The 17,393-nt window shown below is 65.6% G+C and carries 16 protein-coding genes and 1 riboswitch; of the genes, 11 read left to right on the forward strand and 5 right to left on the reverse strand.

Features of this window, described 5'->3' with window-relative positions:
* Positions 1 to 129: 129 nt before the first annotated feature.
* From acpS to paaD, 7 genes are all read left to right on the forward strand, one after another.
* The gene (gene acpS, locus NZM16_RS10520) at positions 130 to 510 is read left to right on the forward strand and encodes a holo-ACP synthase (protein ID WP_295480292.1); all 381 of its coding nucleotides are present in this window, start codon (positions 130 to 132) and stop codon (positions 508 to 510) included.
* Between the two features lie 23 nt (positions 511 to 533).
* Positions 534 to 1,499 (forward strand): formimidoylglutamase, encoded by a 966-nt coding sequence (gene hutG, locus NZM16_RS10525; RefSeq protein ID WP_295480294.1) that lies wholly within the window; start codon positions 534 to 536, stop codon positions 1,497 to 1,499.
* 107 nt (positions 1,500 to 1,606) lie between these two features.
* Positions 1,607 to 2,215, forward strand: coding sequence for a TetR/AcrR family transcriptional regulator (locus NZM16_RS10530; protein WP_295447828.1), 609 nt, complete (start codon positions 1,607 to 1,609; stop codon positions 2,213 to 2,215).
* Between the two features lie 270 nt (positions 2,216 to 2,485).
* Positions 2,486 to 3,517 carry a 1,2-phenylacetyl-CoA epoxidase subunit PaaA gene (gene paaA / locus NZM16_RS10535; protein ID WP_295447825.1) on the forward strand — a complete coding sequence of 344 codons (1,032 nt, stop codon included), beginning with the start codon at positions 2,486 to 2,488 and terminating at the stop codon, positions 3,515 to 3,517.
* Positions 3,489 to 3,809: a 1,2-phenylacetyl-CoA epoxidase subunit PaaB gene (paaB, locus tag NZM16_RS10540; RefSeq protein WP_295447822.1), complete on the forward strand. Its 321-nt coding sequence runs from the start codon at positions 3,489 to 3,491 to the stop codon at positions 3,807 to 3,809. Before paaA ends, paaB begins: the two co-directional genes overlap by 29 nt.
* Complete coding sequence (gene paaC, locus NZM16_RS10545) at positions 3,802 to 4,557, forward strand: 1,2-phenylacetyl-CoA epoxidase subunit PaaC (RefSeq protein ID WP_295447819.1); 756 nt, start codon at positions 3,802 to 3,804, stop codon at positions 4,555 to 4,557. The genes paaB and paaC overlap by 8 nt, the downstream gene beginning before the upstream one ends.
* The gene (gene paaD, locus NZM16_RS10550; RefSeq protein WP_295480296.1) at positions 4,551 to 5,060 is read left to right on the forward strand and encodes a 1,2-phenylacetyl-CoA epoxidase subunit PaaD; all 510 of its coding nucleotides are present in this window, start codon (positions 4,551 to 4,553) and stop codon (positions 5,058 to 5,060) included. The genes paaC and paaD overlap by 7 nt, the downstream gene beginning before the upstream one ends.
* Positions 5,061 to 5,211: 151 nt before the next feature.
* Here the strand turns inward: paaD and NZM16_RS10555 are convergent, their stop codons facing one another.
* From NZM16_RS10555 to NZM16_RS10570, 4 genes are all read right to left on the reverse strand, one after another.
* A complete protein-coding gene (locus NZM16_RS10555) occupies positions 5,212 to 5,832 on the reverse strand; it encodes a TenA family protein (RefSeq protein ID WP_366946148.1) in 621 nt (206 codons plus the stop codon).
* A 103-nt stretch (positions 5,833 to 5,935) separates the two neighbouring features.
* A complete protein-coding gene (gene cytX, locus NZM16_RS10560; RefSeq protein ID WP_295447812.1) occupies positions 5,936 to 7,258 on the reverse strand; it encodes a putative hydroxymethylpyrimidine transporter CytX in 1,323 nt (440 codons plus the stop codon).
* 84 nt (positions 7,259 to 7,342) lie between these two features.
* Positions 7,343 to 7,473: riboswitch (TPP riboswitch) on the reverse strand.
* A 94-nt stretch (positions 7,474 to 7,567) separates the two neighbouring features.
* Complete coding sequence (folD, locus tag NZM16_RS10565) at positions 7,568 to 8,491, reverse strand: bifunctional methylenetetrahydrofolate dehydrogenase/methenyltetrahydrofolate cyclohydrolase FolD (protein ID WP_295447809.1); 924 nt, start codon at positions 8,489 to 8,491, stop codon at positions 7,568 to 7,570.
* Positions 8,492 to 8,919: 428 nt separating this feature from the next.
* On the reverse strand, positions 8,920 to 9,858 hold the full coding sequence (locus NZM16_RS10570) for an SPFH domain-containing protein (RefSeq protein ID WP_295447806.1): 939 nt from the start codon (positions 9,856 to 9,858) through the stop codon (positions 8,920 to 8,922).
* Between the two features lie 544 nt (positions 9,859 to 10,402).
* Between NZM16_RS10570 and NZM16_RS10575 the strand changes: the two genes are divergently transcribed.
* The 4 genes from NZM16_RS10575 (at position 10,403) to NZM16_RS10590 (ending at position 16,091) form a co-directional block, all read left to right on the forward strand.
* The gene (locus NZM16_RS10575) at positions 10,403 to 11,140 is read left to right on the forward strand and encodes a uracil-DNA glycosylase (protein WP_295447803.1); all 738 of its coding nucleotides are present in this window, start codon (positions 10,403 to 10,405) and stop codon (positions 11,138 to 11,140) included.
* 91 nt (positions 11,141 to 11,231) lie between these two features.
* Positions 11,232 to 14,012 (forward strand): penicillin-binding protein 1C, encoded by a 2,781-nt coding sequence (pbpC, locus tag NZM16_RS10580; RefSeq protein WP_295447800.1) that lies wholly within the window; start codon positions 11,232 to 11,234, stop codon positions 14,010 to 14,012.
* Positions 14,013 to 14,291: 279 nt separating this feature from the next.
* Positions 14,292 to 14,954, forward strand: coding sequence for a glycerol-3-phosphate acyltransferase (locus tag NZM16_RS10585; RefSeq protein ID WP_295447797.1), 663 nt, complete (start codon positions 14,292 to 14,294; stop codon positions 14,952 to 14,954).
* A 297-nt stretch (positions 14,955 to 15,251) separates the two neighbouring features.
* Positions 15,252 to 16,091 (forward strand): DegV family protein, encoded by an 840-nt coding sequence (locus NZM16_RS10590; protein WP_295447794.1) that lies wholly within the window; start codon positions 15,252 to 15,254, stop codon positions 16,089 to 16,091.
* 152 nt (positions 16,092 to 16,243) lie between these two features.
* On the opposite strand, the gene NZM16_RS10595 is transcribed toward NZM16_RS10590, so the two are convergent.
* The gene (locus tag NZM16_RS10595; protein ID WP_295447791.1) at positions 16,244 to 17,137 is read right to left on the reverse strand and encodes an SH3 domain-containing protein; all 894 of its coding nucleotides are present in this window, start codon (positions 17,135 to 17,137) and stop codon (positions 16,244 to 16,246) included.
* Positions 17,138 to 17,393: the final 256 nt, after the last annotated feature.

Raw genomic sequence — 17,393 nt, forward strand, 5'->3', positions numbered from 1 at the left:
GGGGGAAGGGCCATGGCCTTCCGGACGGGCCTCGGTTCCTCAAATCCCCAGTTGATCACTGGACAAAGCACTACCCTCCCCAGTCGGACAGAAGCCGGACATCTGTCGAGATCAGCGGGAGATCCATGGATGGTGGCGATCGGGATCGATATCATCGAGATCCAGCGGGTGGAACGAGCGGTCGCTCGTTTCGGGGAACGCTTCTTGCGGCGGGTTTTCACCTCGGCGGAACGCCGGGCCTGCAAAGGACGGGTGTTTGAATACGCCGCGCGGTTCGCCGCGAAAGAGGCGACCGCGAAAGCCCTGGGGGTCGGCTTGCGGATCATGGCCCGCGAGGGCATCGGGTTCCATGATGTGGAGATCCTACCTGACCACCGGGGGCAGCCCCACGTGCACCTGCACGGATGGGCAGCGGAGCGCGCCCGGGTGCTGGGTCTGAAACAATGGGCGGTGAGCATGACCCACGATGGCGGTTTCGCCATCGCCGTGGTGGTCTCGATCCATGCATGATCCCCAGCTCCAGGACCCATCCCATGAACCCGTTTGCCTGGCTTCGCCCACCGGATCATTCCCCTGTTCCCCCGGATCCCCGCGATGTGCGGATCGTCGATTTGCTCCAGGCGGATCCGTCCGGGGCCCACGTGGCGCTGATCGGCATCCCCTTCGACACCACCGTGATCGGCCGACGCGGGGCCCGCGAGGCGCCTGGAGCCATCCGGCGTGCCCTCCTCCGGATGACCGCCTTCGACCTGGAGAGCGGGGTGGACCTCGCTGGGATCCTGCGCCTGGCCGATTTCGGAGACATCGCCGTGGTCCATACGGATGTCCACGAAACCCATCGGCGCATCGCGGCCGTAGTCGCGGAAGCTGTTCGTCGAGGGTTGCGCCCGCTGGTGCTGGGCGGGGATCATGGGCTTTCCTACGCCACCATCCGGGGCGTGAGGGAGGGCCTGGGAGGGAAACTCATCGGCGTGATTCAGTTCGATGCCCACCATGATCTGCGAGAGCCTCTGGAAGGAGAGATCACCAGCGGGACACCGTTCCGGCGCCTGCTGGAGGAGGGCATCCTGCAGGGCCGCCATCTGGTGCAAATCGGGCTCCTCGGAGGGCGAAACAGCCGCGCTTACTATGAGTTCGCCCGACAACACAGCCTCCATATCGTTCCGGCGGCCCGGGTTCATCAAGCGGATCCGAGGTCTATCGTCCAGGAGGCCTTCGAGCATACGACTTCCGGGACGGCGGGATTCTGGATCAGTTTCGATATGGACGTCTTCGATTCCGCTTATGCCCCCGGGGTTTCCGCCCCGAGCCCGGGGGGGCTGACCGCCTTTCAGGGTCTCACGATGGTGCGTCAGCTCGCTGCCCATCCGGCCTGTCTGGGGATGGACCTGATGGAGACCGCTCCGCCGCTGGATCCGGACGGCCGCACGGTAGCCCTGGCGGCCGCCGTTGCTTATCGGTTCCTGGTGGGACAGGGGCAACTCCGTCAACAGCACTGATAGGTGGGACAGAACAGCGTGCCCTTCCAGGGGGAGGCCCTGGATGGCCTCCTCTTGACAGACTCAAACCAACCCCATATAATTTAAGCAAACGTTCGTTAGCAAAAATGGCGCGACGAAGCCAAGGCGATCGACGGAAAACCATCCTGCGGGTGGCCGGGCGGCTCTTCAGCCAGCGAGGCTATTACGGCACCTCCATTCGGGACATCGCCGGGGCGATCCGCCTGCAGGGCGGGAGCCTGTATGCCCACATCGCCTCGAAGGAGGAGCTGCTCTGGGAGATCGTGGAGGAGGCCGCCCAGGCGTTTCTATCCAGCCTGGAGCCCATCGTCCGCTCCGAGCGTTCCCCGGTGGAGAAGCTTCGGCTCGCGGTGGCCACACATCTGCAGGTGGTGACGGAGCGTCAGGACGCGGCGGTGGTATTCAATCACGAATGGAAGGCCCTCAGCCCCAAGCGCCGTGCGGACATCCTGGCCCGTCGGGATGCCTATGAGGCGCTGTTCCGCGAGATCCTGCGGGAAGGGATCGAAGCAGGGGTGTTCCGGGCGGACCTGAACGTGCCTTTGATCACCCGGTTCATCCTGACGGCGCTGAACGGCGTCGCGGTCTGGTATCGCCCGAAGGGTCCGCTTTCACCGGAGCAGATCGCGGAGGCCTTCGCGGACTGGGCGATCCGGGGGCTCCAGATCTGCAACCCTGCTGAAGTTCCACGATGATTTAGGGATTACGCAGTTCCTTACCCCACGGGGCTCTTTGGGGCGAAGCCGGGCGCCGAAGGCATCTGGATCTGCTCCCAAAATGATTGGAGCCTACCTCCTCACGGTCCGAAGGGCTTTGAGGGGGAGGATAAAAGGGCGGGGTCATCCCGCTTCGCTCAGCCGGCTCCCAACTGCGTAACTCCTAATGGTTTTCAGGAGGCGGGCCGGGACCCTTCATTCCGGCCCGGCCTTCCCAACCTTTGATCAGGTCAGGAAAGGAGGGATGCGATGTTCACGTATCGCATTCACGGCCAGACGGTCCCGGTTCCCGAGCAGGCGCCGCCGCCCCAAGAGGGCCCGGAGTATGCGGACCGCCTGGCGGAGTTTGAGGCCCGGATCGCCCGGGGGGAGAAAATCGAGCCCACGGACTGGATGCCGGAGGAATACCGACGCCAGTTGATCCGCATGATCTCTCAGCACGCCCACAGCGAGATCGTGGGGATGCTGCCGGAAGGCCAGTGGATCCCTCACGCCCCTACCCTCCGTCGAAAGCTGATCCTCATCGCGAAGGTGCAGGACGAAGGGGGCCATGGCCAGCTCCTCTATCGGGCGGCCGAGACCCTGGGCGTGACCCGGGAGGAGATGATCGAAGCCTTCCTGGCCGGGAAAGCGAAATATTCCGTGGTCTTCAACTACCCCGCGCTGACGTGGGCGGATGTGGCGGCCATCGGGTTGCTGATCGACGGCGCTGCGGTGGTGAACCAGCTGATGCTGGCCCAGGGCTCCTACGGCCCCTACGCTCGGGCGATGAAGCGGATCTGCTATGAAGAATCCTTCCACATCAAGCAGGGCTATGACGCCTTCGTGGCCCTGGCCACCGGCACCCCCGCCCAGCGCCAGATGATCCAGGAAGCGGTGAACCGGTGGTGGTATCCCGCGCTGATGCTCTTCGGCCCCCCTGACCGGGATTCGGTGCACACCCCCACCTTGTTGCGCTGGCGGATCAAGACGAAGACCAACGATGAGCTGCGCCAGGAATTCGTGGATCAATACGCCCCGATGGTCCTGCGCCTGGGCCTGACGATCCCTGATCCGAATCTGCGTTATGACCCCGAGGCCGGCCACTGGCGGTTCAGCGAGCCGGATTGGGAGGAGTTCTGGCGGGTGATCAAGGGGAATGGCCCGTGCAACGCGGAGCGGATGGCGGCCCGGCGCCGAGCCCACGAGGAGGGCCGCTGGGTGCGGGAAGCTCTGGCGGCGAAAGCCGCGCGGGGGACAAACGGAGGAGGCAATGGGCGATACGCAATGGCCAGTGTATGAGGTGTTCCTCCAGGAGAAGCGCGGCGAGCCCCACGTGCACGTGGGCGCCGTCCACGCCCCTGATCCGGAGATGGCCTTCATCCTGGCCAAGGAACAGTTCGTCCGGCGGGGGCGTTGCGTCAGCCTATGGGTGGTCCCCGCGGAGGCGATCTACGCCTCCCGGGCGGAGGACGCGGAGGAGCTCTTCTCCTCCGCCCTGGAGAAAGAGTATCGAGAGCCCCGCGGGTTCCGAGTGGCCGAGCGAGTGCGGAGGTGGATGGAACGTCATGGGGAATCCCTCCCAGATGCCTGAGCCCCTGCGGGAGGCCGTGGGGAGCCTGCTCCTGGCGATGGCCGATGATGAGGTCCTGCTGGGCCATCGGGATTCGGAATGGGTGGGCCACGCGCCGATCCTGGAGGCGGATATCGCCATCGCCAGCATCGCGCAGGACGAGATCGGACACGCCATCCTCTGGTATTCGCTGTTGCAGGAGCTGGGATGGCCGGATCCGGATCGCATGGCCTACTTTCGGGACCCTCCGGAGTTCCGCAACGCGACGCTGGTGGAGCTCCCTCGAGGGGATTGGGCCTTCACCGCCGTCCGGCAGTTCCTGTTCGATTTCGCGGAGAAGGTCCGGCTGGAGGCCCTGATGGCCAGCGCCTGGGCCCCGCTGGCGGAGGCAGCGGCGAAGGTCCGACGGGAAGAGACTTACCACCTGATGCACAGTCGGGCCTGGATCGCCCGCCTGGGGGATGCGACGGAAGAGAGCCATCGCCGGATGCAGGCCGCGTTGGATCTGGCCTGGCCCCACGCGTTGGGGCTTTTTGAGCCCGCGCCGGGCGAGGCCCTGCGGGTTGCGGAAGGGATCCAGCCACCAGAGGTCGAGCTCCGGGCCCGCTGGGAGGCGGAGGTCCGCCCCATCCTGGAAGCGGCCTCCCTGGTCATCCCAGAAGCCGAACCGATCTATGGAGGGCGGACCGGCCGGCATACGGAGCATCTGGCTTCGCTGCTGGCGGATTTCCAGATGGTGGCCCGTTCGGGGCTGGGGGAGACATGGTGAACGATCGCCGGGAAGAGAAAGAGCCGCTGACCCGCGAGGCCATCCTGGCGGCGCTGGAAGCCGTGAAGGATCCGGAGATCCCCACCGTCTCCATCGTCGACCTGGGGTTGATCTACGATGTCCGGGTGTCGGGCGAAGAAGTGGAGGTGGATTTCGCTCCCACCTTTGTCGGCTGCCCGGCGCTGCACGCGATGGAGCAGGAGATCCGTGAGCGGATCCAGGCCCTGGGGGCCCATGCCGTCCGGGTGCGGCGGGTCTATCGGCCTCCATGGACGGCGGATCGGATGAACGAGCGCGCCCGACAGGCGTTGCGGGAACTGGGGATCGCCCCTCCTCGACCAGCCCCAGCGGAGATCACGCTGGCCCTGTTCGAGCAGCTGCCCTGCCCCTTCTGTGGATCCACCGACACCCGCATGGAAAACCTGTTCGGTCCGACTTCCTGTCGGGCGTTGTTCTACTGCAACACATGTCGGCAGCCGTTCGAGGCGTTCAAGCCCCTGTGAGGCGTTGGAATAGGGAGTGGGAGAGGGCCGCCTTCAGCAGCGGCTCTATCCAACCCTGGAATTCCCCTTCCTGAGCGTTGATAGGCTTTCAGGAGCTGGGCGGCCCGCCCAGCTCCTCAATCTCTCTTCCGCGTTGTGGCGGGCCCCTCGCTTATCGCCCCTCGCCCCAGGCCGCATCGAAAAATCGAACCTCCAGCTCCATGGCGGTCCGATAAAGGGCCCTCTGGGTCTGCTCCTCCCCCGGGAGCCGGTCCAACAGTTCCTCCAGCTGGCCGGCCAGCGCCTCGAAATCCGCGCTGGCATAGGTCTCCACCCACTCCCGGTAAGGGCTCTCCGGGTTTGTCTGGGGATGAAGGGCCTGCCCGAGATGGGCGTATAGCCGCATGCAGGGCGTCATCGCGGCCACAATATGGCCGACCGGCTCCAGGGCCGCCACTCGAAGCAGGAAATCGGTGTAAGCTCGGGTGGCATGCGCCGGCTCCGGCGTTAGATCCACTCCCCAGCGACCGGCATATCCCTGATGCAGGGCCAACTCCTCGAAGACCCCGTTCAATAGCTTCCGAAAGGCGTCCATGGTCTCTCGATCCGGCGCCTTCGCGAGGGCCAGCGCATAGGCCCTCGCGAAGGCTTCCAGGAAGAACGCATCCTGTCCGATGTAGAAGGCGAACCGCTCCCGCGGGAGCATTCCGGAAGCGATCCCGCGCACAAAGGGATGCGCCTCGCAAACCTGAACCAGATCCTGACAGGCCTTCCAGAAAGCTTGAGATCGCATCATCGGATGCCTCCTTTGGGTTTTCGATGGAAACTCCGTCCATCACGGACCGGGCCTGCCAAAGGCTCACGCTGGGGCAGGTCCTTCCCTCCTTTCCCCCGGTTCAGGGCGCAACGGCCCGAACCCGCGCGATCCGGCCCCGGGCCCAGGCGATCATCCAGTAGATCGCGGAGGACACCACGAAGGTTGGGAAAGTCGCCCCGATGGAGGGGGCCAGCCGGGTGAGGGCCTGGTAGGTTGCCACGCCAGCGGCCCAGGCGATCAGCCCCGCCCACCGCACAGAGGCCGGCCGATACAGATCGGCCTCCATATAGGCCCGGCGAACCGCGAAGTAATCCGCGGCCAGCACGCCGAACAAGGGAACAAAGGCGGTGCCGATCAGCAGCAGGAAGTTCTCATATCGGGCGATGGGGACGGTGAGGGCCAACAGGAGAGAGATCGCTCCGATCGCCCCTGCGAAGAGCGCCTGACGCACCCGGGGCCAGATGTTCTGCAGGGAGACCGCTGCCGAGTAAATGTCGGCGAAGGCGTTATCGGTCTCATCCACCAAGATGATCGGCAGCACGATCCATCCGACCGCCAGGGTCCCGATGGCTTCCACCAGCTGACCGGTTCGGGCGGTGAGGAGCAACAGGGCGCCCAGCCCATAAAACCACACATTCGCGATGAAATAGCCGATATAGGTCCCCCAGAAGGCTGGCCCCGCCCGCCGGGCGAACCGGTTGTAATCCGCCACCAGGGGCATCCACGAGATGGGCATCGCCGCCACCAAGTCGACCGCCAGCCAGAAGGGCATCTCCCCAGATCCCGGCCGCCGCCACACTGCCCCCAGGTCATAGGTGATCGCCAGATAGATCGTCAACCCGATGGTGGTCAGCAGCACCAGCCAGACAGCGAACTTCTCCAGCCACTGGCGCACCACCACCAGCGGCCCCCCGATGGCCATCAGGGTGCACCACAGGGCGAAAAGGATCGCCCAGAAGGGATAGCTGGAGAAGCCGAAGAAGCGGGCGCTGATGAAATCCGCCGCCTGGGCCATGATGATGATCTCGAAAGCACCCCAGCCGATCAGCTGGAGCACATTGAGGGCGGTGGGCAGGAACGATCCGAACCGTCCGAGGGAAGGGCGGAGCAGCACCATGGTCGGCGCGCCGGTTCGGCTGCCGATGTAGCCGGTGGTGGCCAGCAGCAGGTTGCCCAGCAGCGTCCCAATGACGATGGCCAGCAGAGCTTGAGGAAAACCCAAGCCGGGCACCAACAGCGCCCCAGCAGCCATCACCAGCAGCCCCACGCCGAGATCCCCCCACAGGACCGCATAATCGAGGAATCCCAGGCGTCGCGCTTCCGGCGGCACCGGCTCGATGCCCCACTCCGGGGGCGCCTGGATCCGCGGCAAGACACGAGCCCACGCCTTGAGGAGCGCCATAGTGAACCTCCCTGGAGAGGAATGGAGGAATGAAGGAAGCGGCGTGGGGGAAACAAAAAGCCCGCCGACGGGCGGGCGAGGAGACCGAAGCGGTCGCGACAGTCCCTCCGCCGGTATGACCCGGATCAGGTTCGATGGGTCGGCGCCAGGGCCGGCCAGCGGCCGGCAAGGCGCCCTCTCAGCCCACTTGCCCGCGGACTCCCCACGTCGCTTTAAGGCGATTTTAGCATCGGAAAGCTGTATGAGCCAAATTCGGCAAACCATGGCTTTGAGGGCTGGGCGGGCGGCCTTCGGCCGCCCGCCTAGCCCTCAAACCGGTCGTGCCGGCCCTGGTTCCAACCAGGGAGAGGCGAATCCTTCCACCTGACGCTGAGCCGCCTTCAGGGTGTTCACCAGCAGCATGGCCACCGTCATGGGGCCCACCCCGCCCGGAACCGGGGTGATGGCGCCGGCGACGGCCGCTACCTCTTCAAAGACGACATCGCCGACCAACCGGTAACCCCGCGGGGCCTGCGGGTCCGCCACCCGATTGATCCCCACATCGATCACCACCGCGCCGGGCCGCACCATCTCTCCCCGCACCAGGCCTGGGCGCCCCGCGGCGGCGATCAGGAGATCGGCCTGGTGCGTCACCGCCGCCAGATCCGGGGTTCGGGAATGACAGATCGTCACCGTGGCGTCCAGCCGGAGGAGCAGGAGCGCCATGGGAAGACCCACGATCCGGCTGCGCCCCAGGATCACCGCCCGACGGCCCGCTATCGGGATCCCGGCTTCCTGAAGCATCGCTAGGATCCCCAGAGGCGTGCAGGGGATGAAGTAGGGGTCCCGCCCCTTCAGCCCCAGACGGCCGAGGTTCAGAGGATGAAAGCCGTCCACATCTTTCTCCAGCGGGATCGCACTGAGGATCTCCTCCTCATCCAGATGCGGCGGCAACGGCAATTGCACCAGGATCCCGTGGACCTCCGGGTTGCGGGCCAGCGTTTCCAGCAGCTCCATCACCGTTTCCTGATCGACCTCGGCAGGCAGACAATGATTAAACGTGCGGATGCCCGCCGCGGCGCATGCGTTCTGCTTGGCCTGCACATAGGTTTGCGAAGCCGGATGGTCCCCGATGAGCACCGTAGCCAGACCGGGAACCCGTCCGGTCCGAGCCCGGAAGGCTTCCACCTGGGCTTTTGTCCAATCCCGCCATCGGGCCGCCATGGCCCGTCCATCCAGGATTCGTGCCGTCACGGGTCGATCCTACCCTCCTCCGAACAGATCGAAATCGAAAAAGGGCGTGGGGCACAAGCGTAATGCTTTGCCCAGTTATCAACCGGGGACTTGAGGAGCCGAAGCCAATCCGGAAGGCCATGGCCTTTTCCCCCTTTCTCCCCCTTCTTCATGACCCAGAGGGCCGTGGGGAGGGGAGGAGAAAAAGTCTTTCGGAGGCAGCGAGGAGGCCTGTAGCCCCCTGCACCGCCCCCGAAACCCCCCAGTAGGCCGCAGGGGGGAGCCCGACGGTTTGAGGGGTGGGGGACGGAGCCGGGCACCTTCGATGCTCGGCTCTGCCCCTAAGGATGCTTTTGGGCTGTAGGGGAAACCAAGGAAGGTAGGGATAGCCCGTCCTCCCCTGTGGGCTCCGGACGTCACCATTCCTAAGGCCAATCCCCGGATCTTGCTTAGCGAGAAGGTTCGCTTCCCTCTGAGGAGCCTCGAGAGCCCGCATCCCCCACCAGGTTCGAAAGCGGGGCGACGAGCCGAGTGAACTCCATCGGGAAGACGAACTTGGTGGCCGGGCTGGCCCCCAGCGCTTTGAGGGCCTCCAGATATTGCAGGGTCATGGTGTTGGCATCGAGGGTGCGGGCGACGCTGAAGATGCGCTCCAGGGCCATCGAGAAGCCCTCCGCGCGCAGGATCTGGGCCTGGCGCTCACCTTCCGCCCGGAGGATCGCCGCCTCCTTCTCCCCCTCGGCCTTCAGGATGGCGGCCTGCTTCTCCCCCTCGGCCACTTTCACCGCCGCCTCCCGCTTGCCGTCCGCCTCGGTGACCAGGGCGCGGCGGTTGCGCTCCGCCGACATCTGCCGGGTCATCGCCTCCAGCACGTCGCGCGGGGGCTGGATCTCACGGATCTCCACCGCGGTGACCTTCACCCCCCAGCGCTCGGTGACCTCATCCAGCTTTACCCGCAGGGCCTGGTTGATATATTCCCGCTTGGCCAGTACATCGTCCAGCAGGATATCGCCGATGACCGCCCGCAGGGTGGTGGTGGCGATCCCGACGGCGGCCGAGACAAAATCCCGCACCTGCACCACGCTCTGGATCGGATCGACCACCCGCCAGTAGATCAGGAAGTCGATGCCGATGGGGGCGTTGTCCTTGGTGATCGAGGTCTGCTGAGGGATCTCTCGGAACTGCTCCCGCAGATCGACGGTGATCGCTCGATCCACCACGGGGATCAGGATCACCAGGCCTGGTCCCTTGGCTCCGATCACCTTCCCCAGTCGGAACACCACCAGCCGCTGATATTCAGGGACGATGCGGATCATAGAGCCGAGGAGAGCAAAGAGAATCAGAGCGCCACATACCAGGAGCAAGAGCAAGGAGACAAAGTTCTCCATCGCAACCTCCCTTTCTTTTTGAGGGTTATGCGGTTTGCTTCCTTGGGAAGTTTCTCCTCCTCCCTGCGGCCCCTTGGGCCGTAGGGAGGAGGAGAAAAAATCTTTTTGGGGCTGAGTTGCCGTCTCCAGCGGCGTCCCAGCCCCAAAACCAGCGGGAGAGCTCGGAAGGCCCCCACGTCACAATTTCTATCTTCGAATACAATTCCACGCGCAGACGCCAGCCTTTCCTTATCCTCGCTGGGATAAACTGAGCTCCCCTTCCTCTTGCAGGCGATTACCAGTTTAATCGAGATTCAGCAAATCGCAGAGGGCAGGCAACGGTGGATCTCAGCGGTGGGGTTGAGCTCCCGCCGCGGCAAGGCGAAACCCGGAACAGTGGGACAACGTCTTAATTATAAGAGGAGGGCTCCACCCCCTCGCCCTTTCCCCATCCTCATCCGGCCACGGGGGAAGGAAGGCCCGCCGCCCAGGTGGACGACGTCCATGCGGGCGGAATGCACTGCCTGGTTGATCCGCATGCGGAACATCTGGAGGCCGTCTTCCGATGGAGGACTCCCTGGATCAGATCGGCCGGGAAGTGATAGAATGCCGCCGATGCCCCCGACTGGTGGCCTACCGGGAGGCGATCGCCCGGATCAAGCGACGAAGGTTCCAGGATTGGGACTATTGGGGCCGCCCAGTCCCCGGGTTCGGGGATCCTCAGGCCCGTCTGCTGGTGGTCGGGCTGGCGCCGGCCGCCCATGGGGCGAACCGGACCGGACGGATGTTCACCGGCGATGGATCAGGGGACTTCCTGATCGCCGCCCTCTACCGGGCGGGCTTCGCCAACCAGCCCACCTCGACCCATCGGGAGGACGGGCTGGCCCTGCGGGATGCCTATCTCACCGCGGTGGTGCGATGCGCGCCGCCGGATAACCGGCCGTCCCAGGAGGAGCAGGCGAACTGCCTGCCCTACCTGGTCCGGGAGCTCCGGGCTTTGCCCCGGGTTCAGGTCGTGGTGACCCTGGGCCAGATCGCCACCGGGGGTTTTCTGGCCGCCCTTCGCGTCCTGGGTTACGATGGACCGCGCCCGGCCTTCCGTCACGGCGCAGTCTATCGGTTGGGATCCGGATGGCCCACTCTGATTACCTCTTACCATCCCAGCCGCCAGAACACCCAGACCGGGCGGCTCACGTCCGAGATGTTCGATGAGATCTGGGCGCTGGCCAAAGGGTTTCTGCAGGGAGGATCAGCGCCCCCTTTCCTCCCTCCCCGCTGCCCGCTGGGCGGTGAGGGAGACTGAGCGTGGATATGGATAGCGATGCTGGGGTCGGGCGGATCGCCTAACCCCAGAACGGGTGAAGAAAGATCGATTCCGGTGGAGATCGAAGGCGATGAGCGAACATTGGCCGCATCCGACGGGCGATGTCAGTGAGACCGCGGGCTGGTGGGTGCCCGGACGGGATCGGACGCAACGCATTCCCCCGCGGCCTCCAGGGGGAGGACCGCCCCGGGTTCCACCGCGTCCCCCCCAGCCTTCCGCCGCGCCGCGGCGTCATTCCTGGGGTCGGATCGTCCTTTCCGCTCTGCTGATCCTGTTGCTCCTGGGAATGGCGGGCAGCGTAGCGGCGCTGGCCGGTTATGTCTATGTGGCGATGCAATTGCCTCCCCCGGAGACGCTTCAGGAACGGGCCTTGAATCTTTCGACCTCCCTGGTGCTGATGGATCGCAACGGGGAATTGCTGGGGGAGATCGCCGATCCCCAAAGCGGCCGTCGACAGCTGGTGCGCCTTTCGGACATCTCGCCGTGGCTGATCCAGGCCACCGTAGCGACGGAAGATCCCCGGTTCTGGCAGCACCCGGGGTTCGATCCCATCGCCATCGCCCGCGCGATCTATCAGGCGATCCAGGAAGGGGAAGTGGTCAGCGGCGCCAGCACCATCCCGCAACAGTTAGTGCGCAACCTGCTGATCTCGCCCGAGCGCACGCTGCGGCGGAAGATCAAAGAGGCGGTGCTGGCGGCGGAGATCACGCGACGTTACCCGCGCGAACAGATCCTGGAGATCTACCTCAACACGATTTATTACGGGAACCTGGCCTACGGCGTGGAGGCTGCTGCCCGCACCTATTTCGGGAAATCGGCGAAGGATCTGAATCTGGCGGAAGCCTCCTTCCTGGCGGGCCTCCCCCAGGCCCCCGCGCTCTACGATCCCTTTACGCCGGAAGGCCGGGAGCGCGCCCTGCGACGTCAGCGGGATGTCCTCCGCCTCATGATCGAGGCGGGATTTCTCACTCGGGAGCAGGCGGAAGCCGCCGCCCGGGAGATGGCGGCGCACGTCTTCCAGAAACCGGCGCTGACCTCGCCGGCGCCCGAGGCCCCGCACTTCGCCCTTTACGTGCAGCGATGGCTGGAGCAGACCTTCGGCCTGAACGCCCAGGCCCTCCATCGGGGTGGCCTCCGGATCGAAACCACGCTGGACCTCCGCCTGCAGCGGATGGCCACCCGGGTCCTGCGGACGCACCTGGAGAAGCTGAAAAACAGGAACGTGCATAACGGCGCGGTGGTGATCCTGGATCCTCGCACCGGCGAGATCCTGGCGATGGTCGGGAGCCCGGATTACAACGACGCCGAACACGGCGGCCAGATCAACATGGCGATCATCCCCCGCCAGCCCGGCTCTTCCATCAAGCCGCTGACCTATCTGGTGGCCTTCGAAAAGGGCTGGACGCCCGCCACACTGATCTGGGATGTGCCGACGCAGTTTCCGGACGGCCCAGGCCGGGTCTACGAGCCGGTCAACTACGATCGCCGCTTCCACGGCCCGGTAACCGTTCGCTACGCCCTGGGCAATTCCTACAACATCCCGGCGGTGAAGGCGCTGGCCTTCGTCGGGCTTCCCGCCTTTCTCCAGCGCGCCCGCGACCTGGGCATCACCACCCTGACCCGCCCGGATTACGGCCTCTCCCTCACGCTGGGCGGCGGGGAGGTGCCGCTCCTGGAGATGGTCGGCCTCTACGCCGCCTTCGCCAACGAAGGCCGCCGCGTCCCGCCCGTCCCGGTTCGGAAGATCACCGACGCCTTTGGGAACGTGCTCTATGCCTACACGCCGCCATCCGGACAACCCGTGATGCGGCCCGAGCATGCTTACTTGATCACCCACATCCTTTCCGACAACGAAGCCCGAAAGGCAGCCTTCGGGGCGAACAGCCCCCTCCGGCTCTCCCGGCCGGCGGCGGCCAAGACGGGGACCACCAACGATTTCCGGGACAACTGGACGCTGGGCTACACGCCGGATCTGGTGGTGGGGGTCTGGGTGGGGAACGCCGACAACACCGAGATGAAAGGGGTCACCGGCATCACCGGTGCCGCCCCGATCTGGCGCGATGTCATGGAGGAAGCCCATCGCATCCTGAACCTGCCACCTCGGGAGTTCCGGCGGCCACCGGGGATCATCGAGATGGAGATCTGTCTGGATTCCGGCACGCAACCTTCGCCGTATTGTCCGGCGGATCGACGGCGGATCGAGGTTTTCGCTGTCGATCAGCCTCCCCCCGGGCCGGAGCACGATCTCTGGAAGAAGGTGATCATCGACGGGGCGACGGGGCTGCTCTACGCCGAAGGCTGTCCGGGGCCGCCGATCGAACGGGTCTTCTATGGGGTGCCCGAGGAAGGGCGCTGGTGGGCTGAGCAGCAACAGATCCCCCAGCCCCCCACGGAGATCTGCGCGGTCGCCATCCCCGAGGTGATCATCCGGTGGCCGAACGAGAGCATTGTGACGCGCGGGATCGTTCCGGTCCTGGGGACGGTGTGGATCCCGGATTTCGCGTATTACAACGTGGAATGGGGGATCGTGGGGGCGGAGGGGGTCTCCTGGCAATGGCTGAGCGGCCCGCACCTGGCTCCGGTGCGGGACGGCCAGATCACGATCTGGGACGCTTCCCATCTGCCGACCGGCTGGTATGCATTGCGGGTGACCGCCTTCAATCGATCCGGGCAGGCATTCGTGGGGGAAGTCCGGACGTATGTGGATAATGGGATCGTGCCCACCCCCACGCCGATCCCCACCGTGACTCCCAGTCCGACGCCGGAACCGCTCTTCCCAACGCCGACGCCGATCCCAACACCGGAGCCTCCCATCCCACCCACGGTTCCGTTGCCATTGCCAACGCCATAGCCACGACCTGCACCGAAGAGAACCCCACAGCGTGGACGGTTCCATGAGCCCTCTGCCCTCCTATCCTCCGCTTTCACTGGGGAAGAGGAGGACGAAAATGAGGGTGGGGCGGCGGCCCAAGGCCGCCACCCCACCCATCTTCCCTCTGGCGATCCCTCCGCCTTAAAACCCTCGGGAGAGCTCGGAAGTTGCCCATGTCGTCAATTGTATGCCTCTACGTCTCCGCGCTATGCTAAGATGGGTATTGGCCCTCAATTTCCGGAAGGCAGGAGGGTCCTCATGCTGGATCTCGGACTTATCTGGATCGGTTATCTCCTCGGTTCGATCCCCACAGCTTACCTCGCGGGTCGTCTCCTGCGCGGGGTGGATCTGCGGGAATGGGGCAGCCGCACGGTCAGCGGGACCTCGGTGTATTACCACGTGGCCCGCTGGGCCCTCTTCCCGGTTGGGATCTTCGACGTCCTGAAAGCCGCCATTCCGACCCTGGCCGCGCTGTTCCTCGGCCGCCCTCGAGGGGTGGCGGTGGCGGCTGGGCTGGCCGCCGTGATCGGCCATAACTGGCCTGTCTGGCTGGGCTTCCATGGAGGGCGCGGCATCGGCCCGTTCCTGGGGTTGCTCGCTGTAACCTTCCCGGCCGGGGCCCTCTGGATCCTCAGCGCGCTGGCCATCGGACGTCTGTTGCATGCCACGGCGATCCTGGCCCTGATGGCCATCGCGGGATTGCCCGCTCTGGTATGGCTGGCCGGGGGGCCAGCGGAGGTCGCGCTGGGCGGGCTGGCCATGCTGGGGATCACGGTGATCAAGCGCCTCGAAGCCAATCGGGAACCGCTCCCCTCGGATCCCATCGAGCGGCGGCGAGTGCTCTGGCGGCGCCTCTGGCTGGATCGGGACACGGCTTCCTGGGAGGCCTGGATGTTCCGTCATCCCGGGCAGCCGGCATAAGACGCTGGCTGGGGGAATCCTCCAGAGACGCGGGCACGGATCCGCTTGCCCCTCGCTGGATCCGAGCGTGCCCTCTGGGATCGGGCAGGTGGGCGCATCGCCCATGGAGCCGGAGGATCCTCCATCCTCGTGGATTTCGCCTCTCCACAACCAGCGGGGCCGCCGCAAGCACTAAGGGATCCAGCCCTGGGGCAGGCGAAGAGCGTTGGCGCTGGCCCACCGCTCCGGCATAGAGCCCATGGTCACGCCAGAAGAGCCCAGGAAGTTCCTCCGAATCCGCCCGCAGGGAGAAGCGCCATGGCGAAGATCCAGGTGGTCACCGATAGCGTAGCGTGCCTGCCCCCCGAGCTGGTGGAAGCCTACCGCATCCGGGTGGTTCCGGTTCGGATCATCCTGGGGGAGCGAGTGTTCCGGGATGGCATCGATGTGACCGCAGAACAGATCTACGAATGGCAGCGCGCGGGGATTATGGCGACCTCCTCCCAGCCTTCCATCGGGGATTTCCTGGAGACTTACCGGGAGCTGGCGAAGGAGGCAGCAGGGATCGTTTCCATCCATGTTTCAGCGGCCATGACCGGCACCTACAATGCCGCCCTCCTGGCGGCCCAGATGGTCCCCGAGGTCCCCATCCGGGTCATTGATAGCCAGGCCGCTACGATGGCTCAGGGGTTCCTGGTCCTGGAGGCCGCCCGCGCGGCGGAGGCCGGCGCCTCGCTCGATGAGATCGTCGCCCAGGTGGAGGCCCTTCGCTCACGCCTCCGGTTCTTCGCCGTCCTGGAGACGGTGGCTTACCTCGTCCGGAGCGGCCGGGCTCCGGCCCTGGCGTCCCTGGCGGTGGACGTGCTGCAGATCAAGCCGATCCTGACCTTGCAGAACGGCCGCATCGAAGTCCTGGAGAAGGTCCGCACCCGACGCCGGGCGATCGAAACGATGCTCGAGCGGATGGCCCGGGATGTGGGGGATCGCCCCGTGCATGCCGCAGTCTTCCATGCGGCCGCCCCGGAGGAGGCCGAGGCCCTGCGACAGCGGCTTCTGGAGCGCTTTGATTGCCGGGAGTGCTATCTCACCGTCTTCTCGCCGGTGATGGGCCTCTACGCTGGACCGGGGGTGCTGGGGCTGGCCTATTACACGGAATAAGGAAAACGACCGGACGGAAAGCAGGCCAGGCCCCTCCCCAGAGACTCTGGGGTCCGGGGGAGGGGAAGAAAAAATATTTTCGGGGCTGGGGCGCCGCCCTCAGCGGTGCCCCAGCCCGAAACCCGCGGGAGCGTTCGGCAGTGGGCCGAGCCCTACGGCTCCCAGAAGAACTGCATCAGCACCGCGACATACGGTCGGCCATCCACATACGCCACACCCACCACCCAGGTCCGCCAGTCCAGCTCGTTCCCCGGTGTCCCGGGCCGATGCAGACTGTAGAACGGGAAGGCCTGATAGGCTTCGGGCCATGTGGGCTGATACGTCACCGGCGGCACCAGCAGGCCACAGTGCCGCTCATGGGGGCGCTCGATCACGTCCAGGAGATCCGGCAACACGGCCTGCCGAAAAGATCCGATGATTTCCATCGCGCTGGCTGGATGAACGCCCCAATGAACGGGGGTTTCATCCGTGAAGAGGGTGGCCGCTTGCTCCGGTCGAATCAGGACCGGATCGCTGAGGCGGCTGACGTGAATCCGCAGCCCATGGATCGGGCTGATCAGGGCGGCAAGCGCCGGGCCGTTTCGTTCCCGGATGGCCGCCTCCAGCCGGTCCAGCAACGCGCTCACCTGAGGATCGGCGCAGAAGGTCTGGAGGGGAACCTCCTGGGTGAGGAACATCGCGTTGACCCAACCGATCCGTCCGTCCGGAAGGCGGACCTCCACCCAGCGGGCGCCCTGGACCGTCTGCTCCTTCCCGGTGAGGAACAGGCCGGAAGCGTTCGGGGGCAGGGTGGCCAGGATCGGCTGATCGGCCCCCGGCCCGGCCCGCACGTGGAGCTGATCCGCCGGCGGAACCAGGACCACGGCGAAGGGCCCCTGGGGCGCCCGGGCGGTGGGGGTCGCCGTGGGGGTGGGTGCCTGCTGGGGGGGGAGCGGCGAGGCCGTCGGTGTCAGCACAGGAGGAGTCGGCGGTCCGCCTGTCTGACAGGCGACAAGCCACAGCGTGATCCCCACACTGCAAATCGCGATTTTGGCCTTCCTGTTCATTGGCCCTCTCCTTCGCGGAATAGGATGGTTGTGCCGCGGATTGCGATCAGGGATATGCGCAGCAAGCCTCGGCGGAATTTTACACGCCCTCTCTGCAGGGAGAGACGACGGCCAGCTCCGGAAGGTTCCCTGATCATCACGCTCTGATCGGGGGAAAGCGCCGCAGCGGGAACGGTTCGGAGAGACTCCCTCACCTCCCCTGGGGAGGGCGGAGGATCCAAACTCCGGCCACGCGAACGGCCCTCGGCCGCTCGCC

Origin of the sequence: Thermoflexus sp. (assembly GCF_025055495.1) — a bacterium.
Classification (GTDB): Bacteria; Chloroflexota; Anaerolineae; order Thermoflexales; family Thermoflexaceae; genus Thermoflexus.

Excerpts from the sequence above, each read along its gene's own strand:
- acpS (WP_295480292.1), top strand. The coding sequence starts at position 130 with ATGGTGGCGATCGGGATCGATATCATCGAGATCCAGCGGGTGGAACGA.
- hutG (WP_295480294.1), top strand. The coding sequence starts at position 534 with ATGAACCCGTTTGCCTGGCTTCGCCCACCGGATCATTCCCCTGTTCCC.
- NZM16_RS10530 (WP_295447828.1), top strand. The coding sequence starts at position 1,607 with ATGGCGCGACGAAGCCAAGGCGATCGACGGAAAACCATCCTGCGGGTG.
- paaA (WP_295447825.1), top strand. The coding sequence starts at position 2,486 with ATGTTCACGTATCGCATTCACGGCCAGACGGTCCCGGTTCCCGAGCAG.
- paaB (WP_295447822.1), top strand. The coding sequence starts at position 3,489 with ATGGGCGATACGCAATGGCCAGTGTATGAGGTGTTCCTCCAGGAGAAG.
- paaC (WP_295447819.1), top strand. The coding sequence starts at position 3,802 with ATGCCTGAGCCCCTGCGGGAGGCCGTGGGGAGCCTGCTCCTGGCGATG.
- paaD (WP_295480296.1), top strand. The coding sequence starts at position 4,551 with ATGGTGAACGATCGCCGGGAAGAGAAAGAGCCGCTGACCCGCGAGGCC.
- NZM16_RS10555 (WP_366946148.1), bottom strand. The coding sequence starts at position 5,832 with ATGCGATCTCAAGCTTTCTGGAAGGCCTGTCAGGATCTGGTTCAGGTT.
- cytX (WP_295447812.1), bottom strand. The coding sequence starts at position 7,258 with ATGGCGCTCCTCAAGGCGTGGGCTCGTGTCTTGCCGCGGATCCAGGCG.
- NZM16_RS10570 (WP_295447806.1), bottom strand. The coding sequence starts at position 9,858 with ATGGAGAACTTTGTCTCCTTGCTCTTGCTCCTGGTATGTGGCGCTCTG.
- NZM16_RS10575 (WP_295447803.1), top strand. The coding sequence starts at position 10,403 with ATGGAGGACTCCCTGGATCAGATCGGCCGGGAAGTGATAGAATGCCGC.
- pbpC (WP_295447800.1), top strand. The coding sequence starts at position 11,232 with ATGAGCGAACATTGGCCGCATCCGACGGGCGATGTCAGTGAGACCGCG.
- NZM16_RS10585 (WP_295447797.1), top strand. The coding sequence starts at position 14,292 with ATGCTGGATCTCGGACTTATCTGGATCGGTTATCTCCTCGGTTCGATC.
- NZM16_RS10590 (WP_295447794.1), top strand. The coding sequence starts at position 15,252 with ATGGCGAAGATCCAGGTGGTCACCGATAGCGTAGCGTGCCTGCCCCCC.
- NZM16_RS10595 (WP_295447791.1), bottom strand. The coding sequence starts at position 17,137 with ATGAACAGGAAGGCCAAAATCGCGATTTGCAGTGTGGGGATCACGCTG.